Below are 19,277 nucleotides of genomic sequence, written 5' to 3'. Positions count from 1 at the left end.
CGCCGCCCACGCATTCCTCACCGAACAGCGTCTGGCCCCAAAAGCCGATACACCGGACTCACCCTCTACCAGACCCTCGACGCCATCCAGGACCTACGGCCCTGTCCGACGCAGGGCGGGGCTGACACGTCGGCGGTGCGCCGCACTCGCGAGGGGCTGTGCACGGCCGGATGGAGCATGTGTGGCTCTATTGTGAGTCCGCCTCGCAGGGGCGGACTCACAATGCGGCTGTCAGTGGTTGCCACTGCTGGCCGCGGCCCGCTGCCTTTGACGGTCGTTCAGGATCTGCAGCACCTTGTCGAACGCTCGGCTCAGTTCCACAACGGCCCGCACCGCACGCCCAGGGCCGGGTGTAGCGGGACGTTCGCAGCGTGCGAGACACGGCCCGACGTACGCAGCAGACGCCTCGTCTGTCCGAAGAGTGGCACGGCGGCCGCCTTCTGCGGTGATCATCGTGGTCCATCCCCGTGCATGACGCCGGTCGGCGCTGGGCGCGGCCGCGGCAACGGCGCTTCTCCTGAAATGGGGATCGGGCCACGAGTGATCCGGTGAGGCTTGCGGCGGGCGAGGGGGCGTGATCCTGATGTTTTCAGCTCGGGCCCGGCTGATCGGTCTTCTGATTGACTATCCATTCTGCTGTAAAGGTCACCGCCTCAGTCGGGTCACTTGTGAGGAACAGTGAGACATCCTCCGTGTGAGGCCAAGAAAGGACCCGGTATTCTCCGTTAGCGGCAGAGATTGCTGGCAATGAATCCTTGATGTCTTCGATCAAGTCGGCGTCTGAAAATGTCAGCGACCACATCGAAGTGGCGGGGTAGAGCGACCTCAATGTGGGGTTTTCGGAAGCTGCCGAGATCAGTCTCCACATTTCTTCAGTGGCCAGACTGCCGGGTGGATGCGGAGGTCTGAATTCTTCCAGCAGAACCTTCCATTCCTCCTCACGATTTCTCATGGCATGATGATCCTTGGCGTTACCAGGCGGAGTCAAGGGCTTGGCGCCGCCTGTCCGGCCCGGGCGGGCAGGCGGCGCCTTTTCAGTTCAGCAGGGTGCTTCGCCGTTGTAGAACGTGGTGATGGCTCGTGCTGCCTTGTTTCCGCACACGTAGCGTAGTTCCTGAGCTGTCACCGACTTGCCTATGTATGTCGGCGCATCGGACAGCATTTGGTCGACACCTTGGATCCCTTGCAAGTTGAACGAAATCTTCCCGTTCTTGGCGACGACGAGGTCGATCATGTCTTGCACCATCTTCGGGGTCATAGTCGCCCGCCGCCAGGAAGATTGAAGATCGGATCGTTGTAGAGAACCGCTCCCATCTTCTGGGCGAACGTCTGAAGGACGCCTCGCTCACCGCCGCGGATGTCACTGAGACCGAGAGCCAGGTGCGGACCGGACTCTCTGGCCGGGGCAACAGCTGGATCATCAGCGTGTGCTGCTCCAGGGCCGAATCTCGGAGGTGCCGCCCTGCTGGTCAGCTTTCCCTTAAGCCAGTTGAAGGCTGGGCCGGCGAGGCTGCTGCCGGCACCTCCCGCAGCGCCGATCAGCAGGTCCCATGGGCTGGTGGGGCGGCAGTGGAGTTGGTTGACGGTCCAGGTGAAGCCTGCGCCGACGGCTGCGGAGGTGGCAAGGGCGCGGCCTCCGGTGAGTCCGATGGTTTCGGCGACGGCGTTGCCGGTGCCCGGCATGAGGAGGCCGGCGGCGGCTCCGGTGAGGGCTCCTTCGCCGCCGGCGAGGGCGAGCCCGCCCCAGGTGAAGCCTCCGTGGCGGTGTTGCCAGGTGTAGGTGCCGCCTTCGATGACGGCGCCGAGTGCGGCGCCGATGCCTGCGCTGACGCACAGGGGGCACTGCCCTGAGGGGTCGGACTGGTTGACGGGGTCGTCGTTGGCGTAGGCGTAGGCGCTGGAGGTGGGGTTTGTCGGGTTGGGGGTGAGGGGGTCGGTGGTGGTGAAGCGGGCGGTGGTGGGGTCGTAGCTGCGGGCGCGCAGGGCGATGCGGCCGGTGAGGTAGGGGTCGGTGTACTGGCCGGTGTAGCCGAAGGGGCTGGTCTGGCCGTTGCTGGTGGCAGTGGTGGTGGCCTGGCCCCAGGGGGTGTAGGTGGTGGTGGACGTTGTCGTTCCGGTGGCGTCCAGGACGGAGCGGATGGAGTCCTGGCGGTCGTGGAGGAGGGAGAAGGTGCCGGTGGTGTTGTGGAGGGTTTGGGGGGCGCCGGTCGGGTTGTAGGTGTAGTCGGCGATCAGTGCGCCGGAGGCGTTGGTGTCGGTGGCGATCTGTGGGAGCGGGTTGTTGACGTCCCAACGTGTGGTGCGGTCGAGGGTGCCGTTCTTCTTTGTGGTGGTGCGGTTGCCGTCGGCGTCGTAGGTGAAGGCGTAGGTGTTGGAGCCGAGGGTTGCCGCTGTGATGCGGCTGAGGGCGTCGTAGGTGTAGCTGCCGTGTGCGTCTTTGGTGAGGTCACCGTCGGCGTCGTAGGTGTTGGTGAGGGTGTTTTTGCCGGTTGTGGCGGTGGTGGTGAGCTCGTTGGCGGCGTCGTAGGTGTTGGTGGTGGTGCTGCTGCCGGTGGTGGCGGTGGTGAGGTTGCCGGCCTTGTCGTAGGCGTAGGTGCTGCCGGTGGTGCCGCTCAGGCAGGAGGTGGCGGTGGTCGTGTCGGTGCAGGCGCGGGTCAGGCGGCCGGCGCCGTCGTAGTCGTAGCGGCTGGCCAGGCCTGTGGTGGTGGTGTCCTGGTACTGGTCGCCGATGAGGCGGCCGTCGGTATCGCGGGTGAGGCGGCGCACGCCGGTGCCGTCGGAGATGGTGGCGAGCCGGCCGGACCGGTCGTAGGTGCGGGCTTCGGTGACAGCGGTGGTGGTGGGTAGCTTGGCGGAGGTGAGGTTGCCGGCCGCGTCGTAGCCGTAGGTGATGGTCTTACCGCTGGTGGTCTGGCCCGTCAGACGTGTGTCGGCGTCGTAGGTGTAGCTGGTGGCGTAGCCGTCGGGGTAGGTGCGGCTCTTGACGGTGCCGTCGTTGTTATAGGTGTATTTGAACGGGTTGGAGGCCCCAGGCGTGGTGATAGTCAGGGGCCGGTTCTCGGCGTCGTATGTCAGGGTCCGCGTGCCGGTGCCGTCGGCGACCGTCGCGGTCCGCCCGGCCGGATCGTAGGTGTAGGTGACGGTCGGCGTTCCGTCGGAGAAGGTGATCTTGGTCGGTAGGCCGCGGGCGTCGAAGGCTCTCGTGACGGTCTGGCCGCGGGCATTGGTGACGATGGTGCGGTTGCCGTCGGCGTCGTAGGCGTAGGAGGTGGACCGCTGTAGCGGGTCGGTGACCTTGGTGAGACGGTGTGCTTTGTCGTAGGCGTACGCGGTCGTGTGCTGGTTGGCGTCGACGCGCGAGGTCGTGTTGCCCACGGCGTCGTGGGTGAGGGTGGTTGTGCCGCCGTCCGGTGCGGTGATCTTGGTGAGGCGGTCGGCGGTGTCGTAGGCGTACGTGGTCTTCTTGCCACGGGCGTCGCTGGTCTCGGCGATGTTGCCGACCACGTCGTAGGAGCTGGTCTTGACGTTGCCTAGGGGGTCTTTCCGGCCGGTGACGTGGCCGGCGGCGTCGTAGGTGGTGTGCCAGGTGTACTGGGCGGGATCAGCACCGGTGAGGTTGCCGCGCGGTTCGACGGTGTCCGTGAGACGGCTGTCGGCGTCGTAGGCGTAGGTGATTTTGTTGCCGAGCGCTGAGGTCTCGGCCGTGAGTAGGCCGGCGGCGTTGTAGGTGTAAGTGACGGTGTTGCCAGCGCGGTCTCTGGCGGTCGCGAGCTGGTTGTTGGCGTTGTAGGTGTTGATGGTCGTCCGGCTCAGGGCGTCTGTGGCCTGCAGGACGTTGCCCATCTTGTCGTAGCTGTACTTCTGGGCGTTGCCCAGCGGGTCCGTGACAGAGGCGGGCTGGTAGTCGGCTGTGTATGCGGTGGCGGTGGTGTTGCCGAGGGGGTCGGTGACGGTGGTGTTGTTGCCTACTGTGCCGGATTTCGGAGTCTGGGCAGGTTGAGTGCCCGGCTGTCGCGTCGGGTGTGCGCCGGGTTCCACGGCTCCGGTGGGCTGGTGGTGCTCGCAGGGTCGGGAAGGTGCTGGTCAGCCGGGGCTCGGTAGGGCCTGGAGCCGGTCCAGGGCATCGGTGATCACGTCAGTCCAGGGCCAGTGCCTGGCCAGGCGGAGGTAGTGGCGACGCCTGGTGGTGACGAGCTGGGCGGCGGTGGAGAACAGCCGAAGCCGCAGGCGGCGGGGCTCCCAGAGCCGGGCCTTGCCGGTCAGGGCAAGCAGGGGCATCCAGGCCAGCAGGTCGAGGGCGATCTGGACGATCTCCAGCCAGATCTGGTTCTGCGCGGCGTCGTGGAGAGGCAGATTGCGCAGGCCGGTGGCACGGGCGGCGCGGATGCGATCCTCGACACGGGCCCGCTGGCGGTGGCGCAGTTCGAGGGCAGCGATCGCCTCGCTGGCCGTGTTGGTGGCGAAGCAGGTCAACCGCATGCCGTCGGCGTCGGTGAGGTTCAGCCGCAGTGCGGCCCTGACGGACGGCGAGCCGACGGGAGGGCCTTCAGCAGGGAGGCGGTGGACAGCGTCCAGACACGGTCGGTGGACCGGGTGGCGAACGCGTCGAGCAGCAGCGCCTCGGCGGGGGTCAGGCCGTCGAGTGCCAGGATGTCAAAGTTCGGCAGAACCCTGACCGGCTCAGCGCCCCGGCGGCGGGCTCCGGGCCCGGTCGGTAGGCGCGGACGCTCACCCGTAAGTCCTTGGCGACCTCCGCGTTGGATGCACCTGCGTCGAACTGCTCGGCGGCCTCCATCCGGATCCGCTCACGCAACACCTGCCGTTCAGGCGTCAACCCACCACCCTGCGGATACCTCATATAACCGACATACCGCGACGATCACGTCCCGTCAGCCCCCAACGACATCCCGCCTCAAACCTCAGTAACCCTTGGGAGTGAAGATCTAGTTGGACGGTGCCAGGGTGCGCACGACGTCGAACTCGTTGCCCTCGGGGTCTGCCATGACCACCCAGCTCCGGCCAGGCCCCTGGCCCACGTCCGCTTTTGTGGCGCCAAGGCCAACCAGCCTGGCCACCTCGTCGTCGGTACTGCCGTCGATCGGGCTGACGTCCAGGTGGAGCCGGTTCTTCACGGTCTTGCCCTCCGGCACCTGGATGAACATCAGGGTGGGCGGCATCTGGCGGGCCCGGACCTCCTCGACGGTCGGCTCCCAGGAGCCGACCTCGACCTTGCCCTCGCTCCGGTCGATCACCTTGAAGTCCAGGACCGCGCACCAGAAGGCCGCGAGCCGCTCCGGATCGTGGCAGTCGACAACCAACTCGGTGAACCTACTGGTCATTACTCCCCCAGACAGTGCGGACGGGGGCTCAGCCTATGGGGCCGCGCGACCCCTCCGGTCCGGAATCGCTACGACCGCCAACCCTTGGAATCGATCATCTAGGGAAACGCGCCCTCAATGAGCACCTGGGCGCGAGCAGCCAGCGGCGCGAGGTGTTCCGGGGTGAGGATACTCGGAGGCAGATCGAAGGACTGCGCGGCGAACAACTTGACGAGAACCGGTCCGACGAGGAAGACGTAGTTGTACGCCGTCATGATCATGTCCGGCGCAAATGGTGTGGGGCTCGCCCCGCCGAACACCATGCAGGCCTTGCCCACGATCGGTGCACCAACCACTGGAGGCGCACCCTCGGAGTTGACCCGGACCTGTTCCCGGTGGAACGCGGCCGCCCCGCGCGGGTCCTTGAAGAGCCAGCGGATGTCGACCAGCCGCCAGATCACTGTGTCATCTCCCATCCACACCTGCATGCCGAAGCGGACGCCTCCGTGCCGGGCGAAGTCGTCGGTCTGCTCGGTAAGCCCTTCGCCGAGCCGGGAGTCTTGCACCACGCGCAGACCGGTAAGGTCGGCAGCCCGGAGGAACGTGGACAGGAAGAGGGGTTGTGCGCCTGACATGGCTACTCCTCACAAAACGCGGTAGTCGTCGGCGAGGTTCTCCCGCCGGATCTTGGGACGCTGGCGTCCACCGGTCAGGGAAGACACCCGGACCGCGACCATCTCCGCAAGGCGAGACACGGTCGTGTCGGGAGCATCGCGCAACGCCTGGATTACTGATGCGGTGAAGACGCCGTTACGCAGCTCGTCCCGTTCGTAGGCGAACTCCGCCGAGCCTGCAGCGGCAATCACGAACGCACCCGATTCCTGCCGCAGATCAGCGAAGACCTCGCCGAGGCTGATCGCCGGCGGCGTGCGGTCCACGGCCGACAGGGATGTCTCACCGGGCAGGTCGCGGGCCAGGAACGAACGTCCTTGCGCGACACCAGCGGCCGTCTCCGACAGGGGCTGCACCGAGGCCGTGCCGAGTTCATCCTCGCCGGAGTGGCAGGTGTCGAGCAGAACCAGCCGGCGACGTGCGGGGATCCCGTCGAGAAGGGCCTCAATGTCGTCGTAGGAAATGCCTGTGGCCGCGATGTTGTCGCGCGCGGCATCCGCGGGCAGGAACGTGAACTCGGTTCCCCGAAGGGCCCCATGACCGGCGAAGAGCACGATCACGTGGTCCTCGGGCCTGGTGTCCGCGAGGAAGCAGTGGGCCGCGAGGATCTGCTCGCGGGTGGCGTCGGCGAGCACATGGGTGCGTACATCGACGAAGCTGCGTGCGGCCGAGCTGAGTTCGGCCGCGAGGTCGACGGCATCCTTCGCTGCGAACTTCAACCGCAGGCTGGTGTCCTGGTACTCCGAGACGCCCACGGCCAGTACCGTGAGGGTACGTTGCGCAGCGGCTCTCGTGTCGAAGACCCGGTAGGCGAGGCGGTTCGACAGGGCCCCGGAGGAGTCTCCGACCCAGATCTCGATCTCGTTCTCGCCGGGGGTGAGCACTACCTCGAGGCTCGCAGCCGTACGCGTCGACTCGAGCGCGGTGCCGGCCGCACCGTGGATCGGGACGTCGTTGACCGTCACGTGCAGCCGCTCCAGGTCATGATCGCCGGGTGTCAGCGTCAGGGACACCTGCGCAGTGCCGTCGGACGACACCTGGCCGGGTGGGGACGCGGTGGCGATGATCGGCCTGCGTACCGCGGGCCGCGCTACGACGCCCTCCCTGCTCATGCGTGCCAGCCGACGTCGGTGCGCATCCTCGAAGACCGCGAGAGTCTCGTCGCCTGCGTAGCCTAGACGGGCGAGCACCAGATCGGGCCTGTTCAGCTCGAGGTCGAACTCCTCGAAAAGGTGCAGCCCTGATTCGGTGCGCAGCACCACCGCCGCCAGACCGCCCTTCGTGGAGCTGTAGTAACCCTCGGGGGTGAACGCGACGGAGTTCTCCTCGTCGAGCGACAGCAGCGTCGCGACGAGCTCGCCGTCAGCCGGGTCCCATACCCGAGTGGCAGCGTCGGCCCCGATGGTCGCGAGCCGACGTCCGTCCCGCAGCCAGCCGAGCGCAAACACGTCCCCAGTGTGAGCTTCCAGCGCGTGCAGGCACTTGGTCGTGCGCGAGTCCCAGATGCGCACCGTCCCGTCGGCTGCACCGGTGGCCACGAGTGCGTTGTCGGGAGAGAACGCAATGCTCACCAGCGCGGCGCGGGAGCCCTCAAGCTTGCAGGGCTGATCCTCCCCCGGGACCAGGATGATCCCCACGCCTCGGCCCTCGTCACCCTGCAGGCCCAACCACTTCGAGTGCCCCAAGGCGAGAGCGAGCCGTCCATCGGTGGAGAAGTCCATGGAGGCGCACCAGGTCCCGAGACTGAACGTGGTCGGCGGCTCAGCCAGGAAAGGCGCCCATATCGACACGGCGTTGACATTGCCTGCGGCGACCTCGTTCATACGCGACACGGCCAGCGACTCGAATCCCCCGCCGCCTTCGGTCTCTCCCAGGACCGACGCATCGTCTGCGTCCAGCGCGATGACGCCTGATGACCACCGCGCGACCAGTACCGACGAACCGTCGGCCGAGAAGGCCACGAAGCGGGCGCCGCCCTCGACCCCGGTCTCCGTGATCGGCGGGCCGCCGGAGCGGGACCAGATCCGAACGCCGTCGGCTGCGCAGGATGCGAGCCTGGTGCCGTCGGGGCTGAAGGCTAGGCTGTTGATCAGGCCCTCGTGGGCGCGGAAGACAGTGGGTCGCGGACCCGCCGCCAGGTCCCAGAGCCGGACCAGGCCGTCCGGAGCAGCGGTGGCAACGAGCGGTTCGGTGGGACTGACTGCGAGCACGAACTGCCGCGACTGGTTCCCCGCGTAGCTCTCGATCTGAAGCCGCCCACCCAGGCGTCGCACCGAGGCTGTGGTCGCGGAGTCCACGAGGGCGACGTTCCAGCCCTCGACTCGGGCCAGCAGCCGGCCGTCGGGTGAGATCGCGTTGCACCCGCACGGCACGGTGACCAGCTCGTTGCCGAGGAAGTGGGTCCGGGTGTAGTCCCGCACTACCGGCGTGCCGTCGGCCAGCAGGGTGACCGCGCGGTGATCTTTGAGGTCCGGGGAGTAGTTCTCCGGGCGATCCACGACGGGAGGCAGGTCCCGGGTGGTCGTGACGTCACTGCGGACGTCGTACGAGATCAGCCGGCCAGCCGCGAAGACCAGGGTGTTCCCGTCGGCTGTGAACGTGAGGTTGCCAGGGTTGACGCCGGTGTCCCCGGAGTGGATCCGTCGGCGCTCTCCAGTCTCGAGCACGCACAGGTCGACGTTGCCGTCCTCGCTGATGGCCAGCAACGAACCGTCCGGGCTGAGCACCACGGTGCCCCTCGCCTGGGCCACCTCCGCCACCACGATCGCCTCGTCGCCCGACACGTCCCAGACGTGCACGCGCAGCTTGTCCCTGCCCCTCAACCCATCTGGGGCCGCCGCCACCCGACGGCCATCGGCGGAGAACGCGATGCTGTATACGGGAGATCCCACGCCCGTCAGCACGTGCCGGCATGAGCGTGCTGCGACGTCCCAGACGCGAACGTCCCGATCCCAGCTCCCGCTGGCCAGAAACCGCGATCCACCACCCCAGGCGACGCAGTAGACGGGACCACGGTGACCCCGCAAGACTCCGGCCTCGCATCCTAGCGACAGGTCCCACAACCGGACCGACTCGTCGGCGCTGCAGGTCGCGAGCTGATGACCGTCAGGGGCGAAGGCTACGTCGGTGACGTTGATGTGATGACCGGACTGAACCACGATCTGCATGTGTCCCACATCCCCGAGTGCTAGTTGGGGTCGACGACCTCGTAGCCGAAGGAAAAGTCCTGGGCCCGCAGCAGCCCGTCACTCGGATGCCGTCCGATGCCGAAGTTCTCCATGGGCAACAGCGTGGTGCGGTAGAGGCCGATGCTGTCGCCGACGGCCACCGAGAGGATCCGGTAGGCGACGTCGACGAGCTTCGCCGTGGCAGCCGCGGCGGCTACTGCGGCGGCGGCCTGGGGCGCAGCGATGGCCAGGCCGGCGACGGCGCCCAGGGCTTCCTTCGTCCCAGCGGCGTTCAGGCTCTGGGCCAGGAGGTCCGAGAGCTGCAGGGCACCGGCGCGATCGCGTGAGATCCAGATCGCGATGTCCAAATAGTCACGGACCTCGCCGTGGTAGATGAGCATCCGGTCCAGCGAGAGCCGCTCACCGTCTCGCACTCGCGGGAACGTCTCCGTTCGGGCCTGGAAGACTGGCACCGTTGAAAGGGCGGTGTTGTCTGCCCCGGCCGATGGCCCGGTGACGATCAGGGTGTCCAGCCGGATGTCGGCGTTACGCAAGGCGCGGTTGCGGTGCACCACGAGCTCACGGATCCTGATCGCGCATGTGGCGGACGTGGCGCCGCGCGACGTAGCCAGCCGCAACGATGGATCGGGGCGCTCGTCGACGAGGAAGCCCGAGCCCCCGGAAAAAGCGGTGCGTTGCTCCGCGCGCGGGTGCAGCAACAGGTCGACCGGTCGAATGCTCCACTCCGGTCCACTCGCGAGCGTCGACTCGGTCGCGAGGTCCCGGCGACCACCGCCGTCGAGCTGGGCGAACCACTGCTGGAGCGCAGTCCCGCCCCTGGCGTCACCCTGCAGGCCTTCCTGCTCGAGCACCGTGAGGTCCTGCGGCTCGGTGCTGACCACGACGATCAGCGTCTCCTGCCGGGGCCCGTCGGAAGGTACGTCGGGCCAACCCAGCTCGAGCCCTACCAGGTCGCCGTTCTCCAGCCGCCCGACCCAGCGCTCCCGGTCCTTCTCGAGCCGGATTCCGCTCGGGTCGGAGTTCGTCACGAGGGTGATGCGGCCCGCCGTGCCGATGTCGAACAAGTGGAACCACAGTGGCCGGGTGCCGCGGTTGCACAGGCGGGCGTAGAGGCGCTGGCCTACGAAGACGGCACCGCCCTGGGCCAGCTTCAGGGGCCGTCCGTCCTCGACCACACCCACGTCGACCTCGAACGTCAGGTCCAGCGAGGGCGTCGGTGCACCCGCGAGGGAACGCAGCGCTGCCGCCCTGGCGAGTCGGTCCAGGTCAGCGGTCAGCTCGGCGATACCGGCGCTGAACGAGATGGTCCGCGGTTGTAACAGCGGTCCCGTGCGATCGGACAGCGCCACGAGATCGCCTTCGACCGTGACAGTGAGGGCAGACACGCCGTCACTCGGATCGGCCATCCGGACGAAGTGGGAGCCACCGATCGCCTCCCTGATGGCGGTCGCGCATGCACCCGTGCCCGTCACCTCGACCGGCAGTCGCGGCAACGTCCGCGTGACCGGCAGGGCAACGGCGGACTCGGGTAGGTCGGCCTCGCTCTCGGCCAGGTCGACCCGTGCCGTCGCGTGGGTCCCCCCTGAGGAGGTCACCGTTGCCTCGCCGACCCGGTCGACGTCACTCACGTGGATGGAACCCGCTCGCAGCAGCGCAAAGCGGTCGCCAATCTCGATGCCGGCGAGTCGGCCACCGGGCAGTGAGACCCGACCGTCGGCCAAGCGTGTCACGGGCAGTACGCCCGCGGGAGCCACGTCGGTGCTGAAGGCGATCCGTCGACTCGGCCCTTCGGCCTCGGGCCGCTGCCACACGGTCCTGGCGCGGACCCGCTGCCGGACGGACTCCAACAGGGCCGCCCAGGTGAGCGGCAGGTCGGTGGCAGCCGCCAGGACCTCGACCAGCGCGTGGGTGAACAGCCCTCGTCGTCGGCCATTGTCGTCGGTGTATTCCATCGCCGATTCCTCGGCCGCGCACGCCACGAGCCGCACGGCACGCTGGTTCCCGGCGGGATCGTGGGCTGCCCGCTCGAGGACGCCAGGGTCGAGGGACGCATGGTGGGCCGTCACGTCGGCGTACATGTCGTGCACGCGTGCCCGCGGCACCAGGTCTGGATCTCGCGACATCCGCGCGGAGTGGCAGCAGTCCAGGATGGTGGTTACATTCTCGGCGCGATCGGTGAGTTGGGTCTGCAGTGCGGAGAGCTCCAGCGCCGTGATGCCGCGAAAGTCCCCCGGCCTCGACTCCTCGATGTCAGTCGGGCAGATGAACTGGTAGGCGGTGGGAGTAGCTCGGTCAGGCAGCGTGCCGTTCGACGGGTTGTGCAGGACGCGGCCACCGTGCCCGGCGTAGTAGAAGAGCGATGAGTCGCTTGCGTCGGTCGCCTCGATCAGGCGCTGGTACGCCGCGAGTACGGCTGTGCGCGTCGCAGCGGCATCCTGAATGCGGTCGACAACAAAGCCGCGGCCGGTGAGCAACTCGGACATCGCGTCCAGATCAGTGCCAACTCCGGTCAGGTTGCTGCCGGAAGCTCCGATTAGTAACGCCCGTGCCGCCATCAGGCTCCCCCATACGCCAAGGCGCCCGCTTCGAGGCGCGACAGCAGAAGATTTAGTCTGCCCACCGCGACGGACGATGTCACGTAGCCGGTGACCGCACGGGACATCTGGCCGGATCTGTCGCTGATTTGGTGATGCGCGACGGTTAAGACGCCATCCGCTTCCGAACGTGATTCTTGGTTCGGGCTGGGTGGGCATGAACGTCCTCTGGCGACCGGAGGGAGGGGGCAGTTCGTCTGCTCGCGTCGCTTGTGGAGGTGGCTGGTGCAGTGTTCCCATCCGGTCATTTTCTCCATCGGTCGTAGACACCTGCACCTCTGAATGGAACGCTCGCTACAGAGCCTGGGAGGGCCACGGAAGACCGTTGCCGTGCCGTGCGCCCCTTCCTTTTCTGCGGTGCTCCATCCGCTCAGCCGCTCCAGCGCGAACCGACCCATCGCCGAACGCGTGCCTCGCACGAGCCGCTCATCTCGCCATCGCACGACGCCTTCGCAGCAGCCGCACAGCATCGGACAGCTCGAACGATGCATCCGCACGTCTGGTCAGGCAGGAGTAGAACTCGCCCCGGAAGCGTGACAGTTCGGCAAACGGCTCCTGCCGGACGGCATGGTGCAACAGACTCATCCCCGCGGCCTTCGTGCTGATTACGTGTATTCCTTGGTCGGAGCACATGATCAGCCGAAGGCCGTCTGCACGTACGGGAGTTACCAACGCGAGTGATCAAGTACGACGAGCCGTTCGAGACCCGAGGTTAAAGATCAAGTTAGTGCGATGCACCGGAAATTTTGGTTGCTATCGCCTAGCCAGAGTCTGTCCAACGCCTCATCCAACGCCCCGTGCGCCGCGCGCACTTCGCCAGCAGGCCCGGACTGACATCCCTACATCGCGGCACTGACGAGCGAGGCCGCGACCTTCAGGCGCCGCGTGTCGCTTTTAGGTCACGTCGCACATGTGACAGCTGTGACCAGTGACAGGCCCGGCTGCACCAACGAATGATTTCGGCCAAGTTGTGGCGTGCAGCTGTACGAAAGGTGTTCCCCTGATGGCAAGAATCCGCCTCACGGCGGCGATATCGACTGGATTGCTGGTGGTGGCCGGTGTCGCGCCGGCCGTCGCCGCAGCACGGGCGCCGGCCAGCGACCTTGTCACTCGTTCCGTCTCCGGGCAGAAGGCCCGCTCCGCGACCGTACGGCTGGTGACCGGCGACCAGGTGACCGTGACGTCGCTGCCCGGCGGACGGCGAACCGCGTCGGTGCAGCCCGGCCCCGGGCGCGAGCACGTGCCCTTCGAGACGTTCGAGGGCGACGACAAGTCGCTGACCGTGATGCCGTTCGACGCCCAGGGGCTGGTGTCCGCCGGGACGCTGGACCGTCGGCTCTTCAACGTGACCGCCCTGATCTCCCAGGGCTACGACGAAGCTCACACGTCCGCGCTTCCGCTGATCGTCTCCTCCGCGCCGTCCCGGCAGGGAGCCAGGGCCGGCGCACGGGCCTCGAAGGCCGCCGCGGACCTTGCCGACCGGCTGGTGGCGCTCAAGTCGACGCACTCCCGCACCCTGGCGAGCATCAACGCGCGGTCCGTGCGGGTCTCCGGCAAGGACCTGGGGACATTCTGGAAGACGCTGAACCCCGGTGAGAAGTCGGACGCCGCCCGGGCCGCGGTCACCCCGCGGATCTCGCTGGACGGCAAGGTCAAGGCCATGCTGGACCGCAGCACGGCGCAGATCAACGCCCCCACCGCCTGGAAGGCCGGCTACGAGGGCCAGGGCGTCAAGGTGGCCGTGCTCGACACCGGTGTCGACGCCGACCACCCCGACCTGGCCGACCGCATCGCGGAGGCCGAGGACTTCTCCGGCAGCGGGAACACCGGTGACCACTTCGGCCACGGCACCCACGTCGCCTCCATCGTCGGCGGCACCGGCGCCGCCTCGGACGGCACCCGGCGCGGTGTCGCGCCCAAGGCCGACCTGCTGATCGGCAAGGTCCTGGACGACAACGGCTACGGCAACGAGTCAGGCATCATCTCCGGCATGGAGTGGGCGACCGCCGAGCACGCCAAGGTCGTCAACATGAGCCTCGGGGCGCCCGAGCAGACCGACGGCACCGACCCGCTCAGCCAGGCCGTCGACAACCTGACCGCCTCCACCGGCACGCTCTTCGTCGTCGCAGCCGGCAACTCGGGTCCGGATCCGTACACCGTTGGCACGCCGGGCGCGGCCGACTCCGCGCTGACCGTGGGTGCCGTCGACCGCGACGACTCCCTGGCCCCCTTCTCCAGCCGCGGCCCGCGCTTCGGCGACGAAGCGGTCAAACCCGACGTGACCGCCCCGGGGGTGGGCATCGTCGCCGCCCGCGCGGCCGGCACCACCCTGGGCGACCCGGTCGACGCCAACTACGTGGCGCTGTCCGGGACCTCCATGGCCACCCCCCACGTCGCCGGCGCCGCCGCGCTGCTGGCCCAGCAGCACCCGGGCTGGAGCGCCCAGCAGCTCAAGGATGCCCTGATCAGCACCGCGCACACGGTGCCCGGCACCAAGGTGAGCGAGCAGGGCGGCGGCCGCATCGACCTTGCCGCGGCCATGGGCCCGATCACGGCCACCGGCTCTGTCACCCTCGCCCCCCTGACAACTGGCGGCACGCAGGGTCAGCAAGAGGCGGCCACCCTCCACTACACCAACACCGGCGATCACCCGCTCACCCTCTCCCTGGCCGTGAACCTGGCCACCGAGAACGGGCGGGTCATGCCCGACGGAGTGGTCAGCCCCGACTCCAGCACCGTGCAAGTGGCCCCCGGTGCCACCGCCGACGTGCCGCTGCGCACCGACTCGACACACGCGGTCCGCGGCAAGTTCTACGGATACGTCATCGCCAAGTCCGCCGACGGCACCCTGCTCGCCCACACCACCGTCTCCCTCGTGGTGCACGCGCCCCAGCACCGGCTGACCGTGGTCTACCGCGACCGCAACGGCCAGGTCGTGCCCGGCTGGCTGCCGAACATCTGGGGCCCCGACGGGTTCGTGGGCTACACGGACCGCGACGCGGGAGTCGCCGTCGTGGAAGAGGGCACGTACTACCTCAGCGCCGGCTTCTACGACCGGACCGATGACGGCGAAGAGGCCGGCCAGATCGCCGACCCCGAGGTGAAGGTCACCCAGGACATGACGGTGACCCTGGACGCCTCGAAGGTCACTGAGGTGAAGATCCGCACGCCTCGCCCCGCCGAGCAGCACGGCGTCCTCAGCACCACGTTCTACCGCAAGATCGACGGTCAGGGCCTGATGCAGGGCGCCCTGTTCTTCGACACCGTCAAGCGGCTCTATGTCAGCCCCACCGCCCAGGTCACCGACGGTGTCTTCGAGTACTCCTCGCGCTGGCAGATGACGGCCCCGCAACTGCGGGCCAAGGTCTCGGGCAGTTCGCAGCAGTTCGCGCCGTACTACCAGGTGACCTCCCCGGTCTTCGGGGACCAGGGCGCGCGGCTGACCGCCGTGGCCGCCGGCCCGGCGGCGGCGCCCGACTTCCGCGGGGCTCGCGGCAAGCTGGCCGTCGTACGGGACGACAACTCCGCGTGGTACGACCGACGGGATCTCGCGCAGGCCGCCGCGGACGCCGGGGCCAAGGCGCTGCTGGTGGTCCAGCCCGAGGGTTTCTCCGACTGGACCCGGTGGCAGCCGGACGGTGGCCGGATGGCCCTGCCCACCATGCAGACCTCCTGGAAGAACGGGTCGGCTCTGCTGGAGCGCATCAAGCAGGGCACCACGACGGTGGAGTTCTCCGGTACGGTGCGCAGCCCGTATCTGTATGACGTGATGCAGGTCTCGAAGGGCTCCATCCCCAAGCAGGTGGTCTACACCGTCTCGGATCGCAACACCGCGGAGGTCCGCAGCACGTACACCCGCACCGGTGCCTCGTCCTGGGCGAGCGAACAGCGTTTCGCATGGCGGCCGTTCCAGGACACCGCGTGGAACCAGTACAGCCGCTACGTTCCGGTGGGACAGGAACGCGTCGAGTACGTGAGCGCCGGAGACACGCTGTGGCAGCACGTCGTGCACCACAACATCGTCCTCGATGTCGACTTCCCGCTGTCGGCCGGCATGCACGACCTCACGCACACCTACCAGCCCGGCCAGCGCGCCACGGAGCGGTGGTTCGGAGCAGTGGTCCGCCCGTCGATCCCGCGTGGCAAGGGCCTGTCATCGGTGCGCAACGGCGACACCCTGTCGGTGTACGTCCCGGAGTTCAACGACTCCGGCGCCGGTCACTGGTCGTTCGCGGAGGCCGACCCCTTCGGCGGAATCGGCGGCGGCCCCGGAGTGTCTTCCGCGGCCGACACGTCCAAGGCGGTGCTGTACCGGAACGGTGAGCAGATCGCCACGTCCGACGACGGCGCGTGGGGCAACTTCGAGGTGCCCGCGGGCAACGCCGAATACCGGCTCGACCTGACCACCGCCCGCGCCTCGGACGACTGGCGCTACGCCACCGACACGCACACGTCCTGGACGTTCCGCTCGGGCACCGCTGCCGAAGCGACCCTGCTGCCGCTGCTCCAGCTCGACTACGGCGTACCGGTCGACGCACAGAACGCGGTGGGACGGGCGCGGGAGCACACCCTCGGCCTGACCGTCCGCATGCAGGACGGCATGGCCGCCTCGCGCGGCGTGAAGCTGAAGGTCGAGGCGTCCTACGACGACGGGAAGACCTGGACCACGACGCGCACCTCACAGCAGGACGGCGACGGACCGTTCACCGCCGCCGTGGAGCGGCCGTCGAACGTGCACGGCGACGCGTACGTGACGCTGCGGGTGACCGCGACGGACTCCGCCGGCAACAGCGTCCAGCAGACCGTGAACCGCGCGTACCTGCACCGCGGCACCGAGTGAGCCGTCGGCAACGCTGACGCGGATGATCCCGACCGAACCGCGGCGGGTGCGAGGGCCATGCGGTCCCTCGCACCCGCCGCGGTGTGGACGTTCCTCCGTACCTCGATGGACAACACCGTGACCGCCGCCCAGCAGGGCGGGGTGCGGCACGTCGTCATTCTCTCGGTCCTCGGCGCGGACCAGGTGCCCGACCTCGTCCGTTGCCGCGCGCGGTCGGCATGTCCAGCCACCGCTCACGGGGAGGTCCTCACGACGAAGGGCGACGTCTGTGCCGCGCCGACCCGCTACACCGACACCATGTACATCACCGCACCCGGCTGGGGCGACTCCGGAGCCGGTCACGTCGGTGAGGCCTGCGCCAACTTCGACGTCAAGGACTGGATGTCGCTCGACCAGGGCGCCCAGCAGCTCGACTGGGGCAATGCCGAGTGGCTGCAGGTTCCGGCGCTCGCCGCGGAGCGGCTGCCGTACCGGCTGGTGGTCGACAACGACCGGGGGCCTGGGCCGACCCGTACTCGAGGCAGACGCTGACCGAGTGGAACTTCACGTCTGCGGCCACCGGGACCGAGTCGACGGAGTCCCTCCCGCTGATCCAACTCGACTACGGCATCGACACCGACGAAACCGGCCGGGCCGATCGGCATGCCGACCTGACGGTGACCGCCTCGCACCTGCCTGGCGCCACCGCCGCCATCGGCAAGCCGTCCCTCGAGATCTCCTACGACGACGCGCCCTGGAAGCGGTGCGACCTGACCCGCACCGGCGACGGCTGGCGGACGAGCCTGCGCGCACCGAAGTCGGCGGGCTTCGCCACCCTCGGGGTGACCGCCCGGGACGACGCCGGCAACGCCGTGTCCCAGACGATCACCCGGGCGTTCGGCCTGCGCTGACGTCACCGACGGAGCACGAACCGGGCGGGGCCGCGGTCGGCGGCCCGGCCCGGCGGCATGCTCGGCGGCCGAGGAGCCACCCTGTCGGCGGTCGACGCCGACGCCGTCACACGATGTGTCGGTCAACGCTTGCAACGCGGTACCCGCCCGGGCGTACACACACCATCGGCGCCCGGCCGGTCCGCCGCGGGCCGGGCTGTCCGTTCCACACCTGGCGACGGTCCGTGTCGAGGTCTTCTACGACGACGGGCAAAGCTGGCGCCGGGCGAAGGTGACCGACCGCGGTCACAACGCCTTCCGGGCCGGATCGAGGGGCCGTTGCGGATCGCTCCCGGTTCCTGGGTGATCCTCCGCATCACGGCGCGCGACGCCGCCGGCAACTCGGTCGAGCAGACCGTTCAGCGCGCCTACGCCCTGCACCGGTAGCGCCCTCCGCTCCTCCCTGTGATGTAGTACGGTATTCAATCATCGAGTTCAATTATTGAATCCCGGGGGTCGAGGAGGGGCATTCGTGGTATTCGAGGCCGTGGGAGTCTCTCCCGAGGAGGAGTCCGTCTATGGGCTGCTCGTGACGTCCGGCCGCGCTACGACGGCGGACCTCGTCCAGCGGGCCCGTCTGACGGAGCCGGAGACCGAACGGATCCTGACGTCACTGACGTCCAAGGGCCTCGCCACCCATACGGACGCGACCCCCCGGATGTTCCGGGCGGTTCCCCCGGACGTGGCGCTGCTGCCCAGGCTGAAGCGCAGCGCCGACGCACTGGACCTGGCCCGGGTCGAGGCCACCCGGCTGGTCGAGTCCTACCGGGACACCATGCGCAGGCACGACGCCGGCCAGTTGCTGGAGGTCATCACCGGGGCCGAAGCCCTGCGTCAGCACCTCAGGCAGATCCAGAGCGGCGCACAGGACGAGATGCTCTGGTTCTGCAAGGCCCAGTACGTGGCCATGCCGTCGGGCAGCAACGCCGAGGAGTTCCAGGCACTGAGCCGGGGCGTCCGTTACCGGGTGCTCTACGAGAAGGCGTTCTTCGACGACGAAGGCGCCGTGGACAACGTCGTCGCGCGAGTACGGGCCGGCGAGGCCGCCCGCGCCGTACCGAACCTGCCGTTGCGCCTGGCGATCGCGGACCGTTCCGTCGCCGTCTTCCCTCTCGTGGCCGGCGGACCCCACGGCAGCCCCGAGGAGCCCACCACCGCGCTGGTCAGGGACAGCAATCTGCTCGCCGCTCTGATCGCCCTGTTCGAGCGCTACTGGGAGGTAGCCGTCCCCCTGAACGTCGACGACGCCGGCGCGGTCTCGGGCACCGACGGCGCCGGGGGACCCAACGCCCTCTCCCCCACCAACCACAAGCTGCTGTCCCTGCTGGTGGCGGGAGTCGCCGACAAGGCGATCGCCTCGCAGATGGGGCTGAGTCGACGGACCGTTCAACGCCGCATCCAGGGCATGATGGAGGACGCTGGCGCGACGACCCGAATGCAACTTGCCTGGCAGGCGGCACGCCGTGGATGGCTGTGAACCGGCGCGGTCCCGAAGGCCGCACCCCCAGCAGGCGCCCGTCGCACAAGACCAGTCCGCCGCCATCAGATCCCCAACCGCAGCGCCTTCCAGGAACACGACAACCGCCCCACCCGGCGGCACCACAGACGCCTCGAACGCGCCCCCTTGTCCGGCCGCGCCGCGCATCGGACGCCGCCCTGCCGGCGGCCAGGCGCGCCGGCCCCGCTGACGCGCAACTCCGGTGACGGCGCCCGCGTCCCCGGCTGCGTCCGCGCCA

Annotated in this window: 11 protein-coding genes and 2 pseudogenes; 4 read left to right on the top strand and 9 right to left on the bottom strand. The window is 68.5% G+C overall.

The features are described from left to right. Positions 1 to 589 precede the first annotated feature (589 nt). From ABZ823_RS28420 to ABZ823_RS28380, 9 genes and pseudogenes are all read right to left on the bottom strand, one after another. Entirely contained in the window at positions 590 to 952 is a 363-nt protein-coding gene (locus ABZ823_RS28420) for a DUF6193 family natural product biosynthesis protein (protein ID WP_361665708.1), read from the bottom strand. Positions 953 to 1,039: 87 nt separating this feature from the next. Further along, complete coding sequence (locus tag ABZ823_RS28415) at positions 1,040 to 1,234, bottom strand: hypothetical protein (protein ID WP_361665707.1); 195 nt, start codon at positions 1,232 to 1,234, stop codon at positions 1,040 to 1,042. Positions 1,235 to 1,254: 20 nt separating this feature from the next. After that, entirely contained in the window at positions 1,255 to 4,038 is a 2,784-nt protein-coding gene (locus tag ABZ823_RS28410) for an RHS repeat-associated core domain-containing protein (RefSeq protein ID WP_361665706.1), read from the bottom strand. Positions 4,039 to 4,083: 45 nt separating this feature from the next. Continuing rightward, positions 4,084 to 4,506, bottom strand: a pseudogene (locus ABZ823_RS28405) (transposase); the annotation flags it as partial. 437 nt (positions 4,507 to 4,943) lie between these two features. Further along, positions 4,944 to 5,339 carry a VOC family protein gene (locus ABZ823_RS28400; protein ID WP_361665705.1) on the bottom strand — a complete coding sequence of 132 codons (396 nt, stop codon included), beginning with the start codon at positions 5,337 to 5,339 and terminating at the stop codon, positions 4,944 to 4,946. Between the two features lie 98 nt (positions 5,340 to 5,437). Further along, positions 5,438 to 5,953 (bottom strand): hypothetical protein, encoded by a 516-nt coding sequence (locus ABZ823_RS28395; RefSeq protein ID WP_361665704.1) that lies wholly within the window; start codon positions 5,951 to 5,953, stop codon positions 5,438 to 5,440. Between the two features lie 9 nt (positions 5,954 to 5,962). Beyond that, positions 5,963 to 8,881, bottom strand: coding sequence for a caspase family protein (locus tag ABZ823_RS28390; protein WP_361665710.1), 2,919 nt, complete (start codon positions 8,879 to 8,881; stop codon positions 5,963 to 5,965). 48 nt (positions 8,882 to 8,929) lie between these two features. Continuing rightward, positions 8,930 to 9,157: pseudogene (locus tag ABZ823_RS28385) on the bottom strand (WD40 repeat domain-containing protein); the annotation flags it as partial. 20 nt (positions 9,158 to 9,177) lie between these two features. Beyond that, positions 9,178 to 11,733 (bottom strand): caspase family protein, encoded by a 2,556-nt coding sequence (locus ABZ823_RS28380; RefSeq protein WP_361665703.1) that lies wholly within the window; start codon positions 11,731 to 11,733, stop codon positions 9,178 to 9,180. 1,042 nt (positions 11,734 to 12,775) lie between these two features. Here ABZ823_RS28380 and ABZ823_RS28375 point away from each other — a divergent pair. From ABZ823_RS28375 to ABZ823_RS28360, 4 genes are all read left to right on the top strand, one after another. Then, positions 12,776 to 16,612, top strand: coding sequence for a S8 family serine peptidase (locus tag ABZ823_RS28375; RefSeq protein WP_361665702.1), 3,837 nt, complete (start codon positions 12,776 to 12,778; stop codon positions 16,610 to 16,612). Between the two features lie 57 nt (positions 16,613 to 16,669). Continuing rightward, on the top strand, positions 16,670 to 17,143 hold the full coding sequence (locus ABZ823_RS28370) for a hypothetical protein (protein ID WP_361665701.1): 474 nt from the start codon (positions 16,670 to 16,672) through the stop codon (positions 17,141 to 17,143). Between the two features lie 125 nt (positions 17,144 to 17,268). Then, positions 17,269 to 17,502 (top strand): hypothetical protein, encoded by a 234-nt coding sequence (locus ABZ823_RS28365; protein ID WP_361665700.1) that lies wholly within the window; start codon positions 17,269 to 17,271, stop codon positions 17,500 to 17,502. 511 nt (positions 17,503 to 18,013) lie between these two features. Beyond that, positions 18,014 to 19,018 (top strand): helix-turn-helix domain-containing protein, encoded by a 1,005-nt coding sequence (locus ABZ823_RS28360; protein ID WP_361665699.1) that lies wholly within the window; start codon positions 18,014 to 18,016, stop codon positions 19,016 to 19,018. Positions 19,019 to 19,277 lie beyond the last annotated feature (259 nt).

The organism is Streptomyces sp. NPDC047079, from assembly GCF_040643755.1.
Taxonomy (GTDB): Bacteria; Actinomycetota; Actinomycetes; order Streptomycetales; family Streptomycetaceae; genus Streptomyces.
This window is presented reverse-complemented; position numbering and strand designations above follow the sequence as displayed.

Bases quoted from the DNA above. Each gene is read 5' to 3' on its own strand.
- ABZ823_RS28400 (WP_361665705.1), bottom strand. From the start codon at position 5,339: ATGACCAGTAGGTTCACCGAGTTGGTTGTCGACTGCCACGATCCGGAG.
- ABZ823_RS28395 (WP_361665704.1), bottom strand. From the start codon at position 5,953: ATGTCAGGCGCACAACCCCTCTTCCTGTCCACGTTCCTCCGGGCTGCC.
- ABZ823_RS28415 (WP_361665707.1), bottom strand. From the start codon at position 1,234: ATGATCGACCTCGTCGTCGCCAAGAACGGGAAGATTTCGTTCAACTTG.
- ABZ823_RS28380 (WP_361665703.1), bottom strand. From the start codon at position 11,733: ATGGCGGCACGGGCGTTACTAATCGGAGCTTCCGGCAGCAACCTGACC.
- ABZ823_RS28375 (WP_361665702.1), top strand. From the start codon at position 12,776: ATGGCAAGAATCCGCCTCACGGCGGCGATATCGACTGGATTGCTGGTG.
- ABZ823_RS28420 (WP_361665708.1), bottom strand. From the start codon at position 952: ATGAGAAATCGTGAGGAGGAATGGAAGGTTCTGCTGGAAGAATTCAGA.
- ABZ823_RS28370 (WP_361665701.1), top strand. From the start codon at position 16,670: ATGCGGTCCCTCGCACCCGCCGCGGTGTGGACGTTCCTCCGTACCTCG.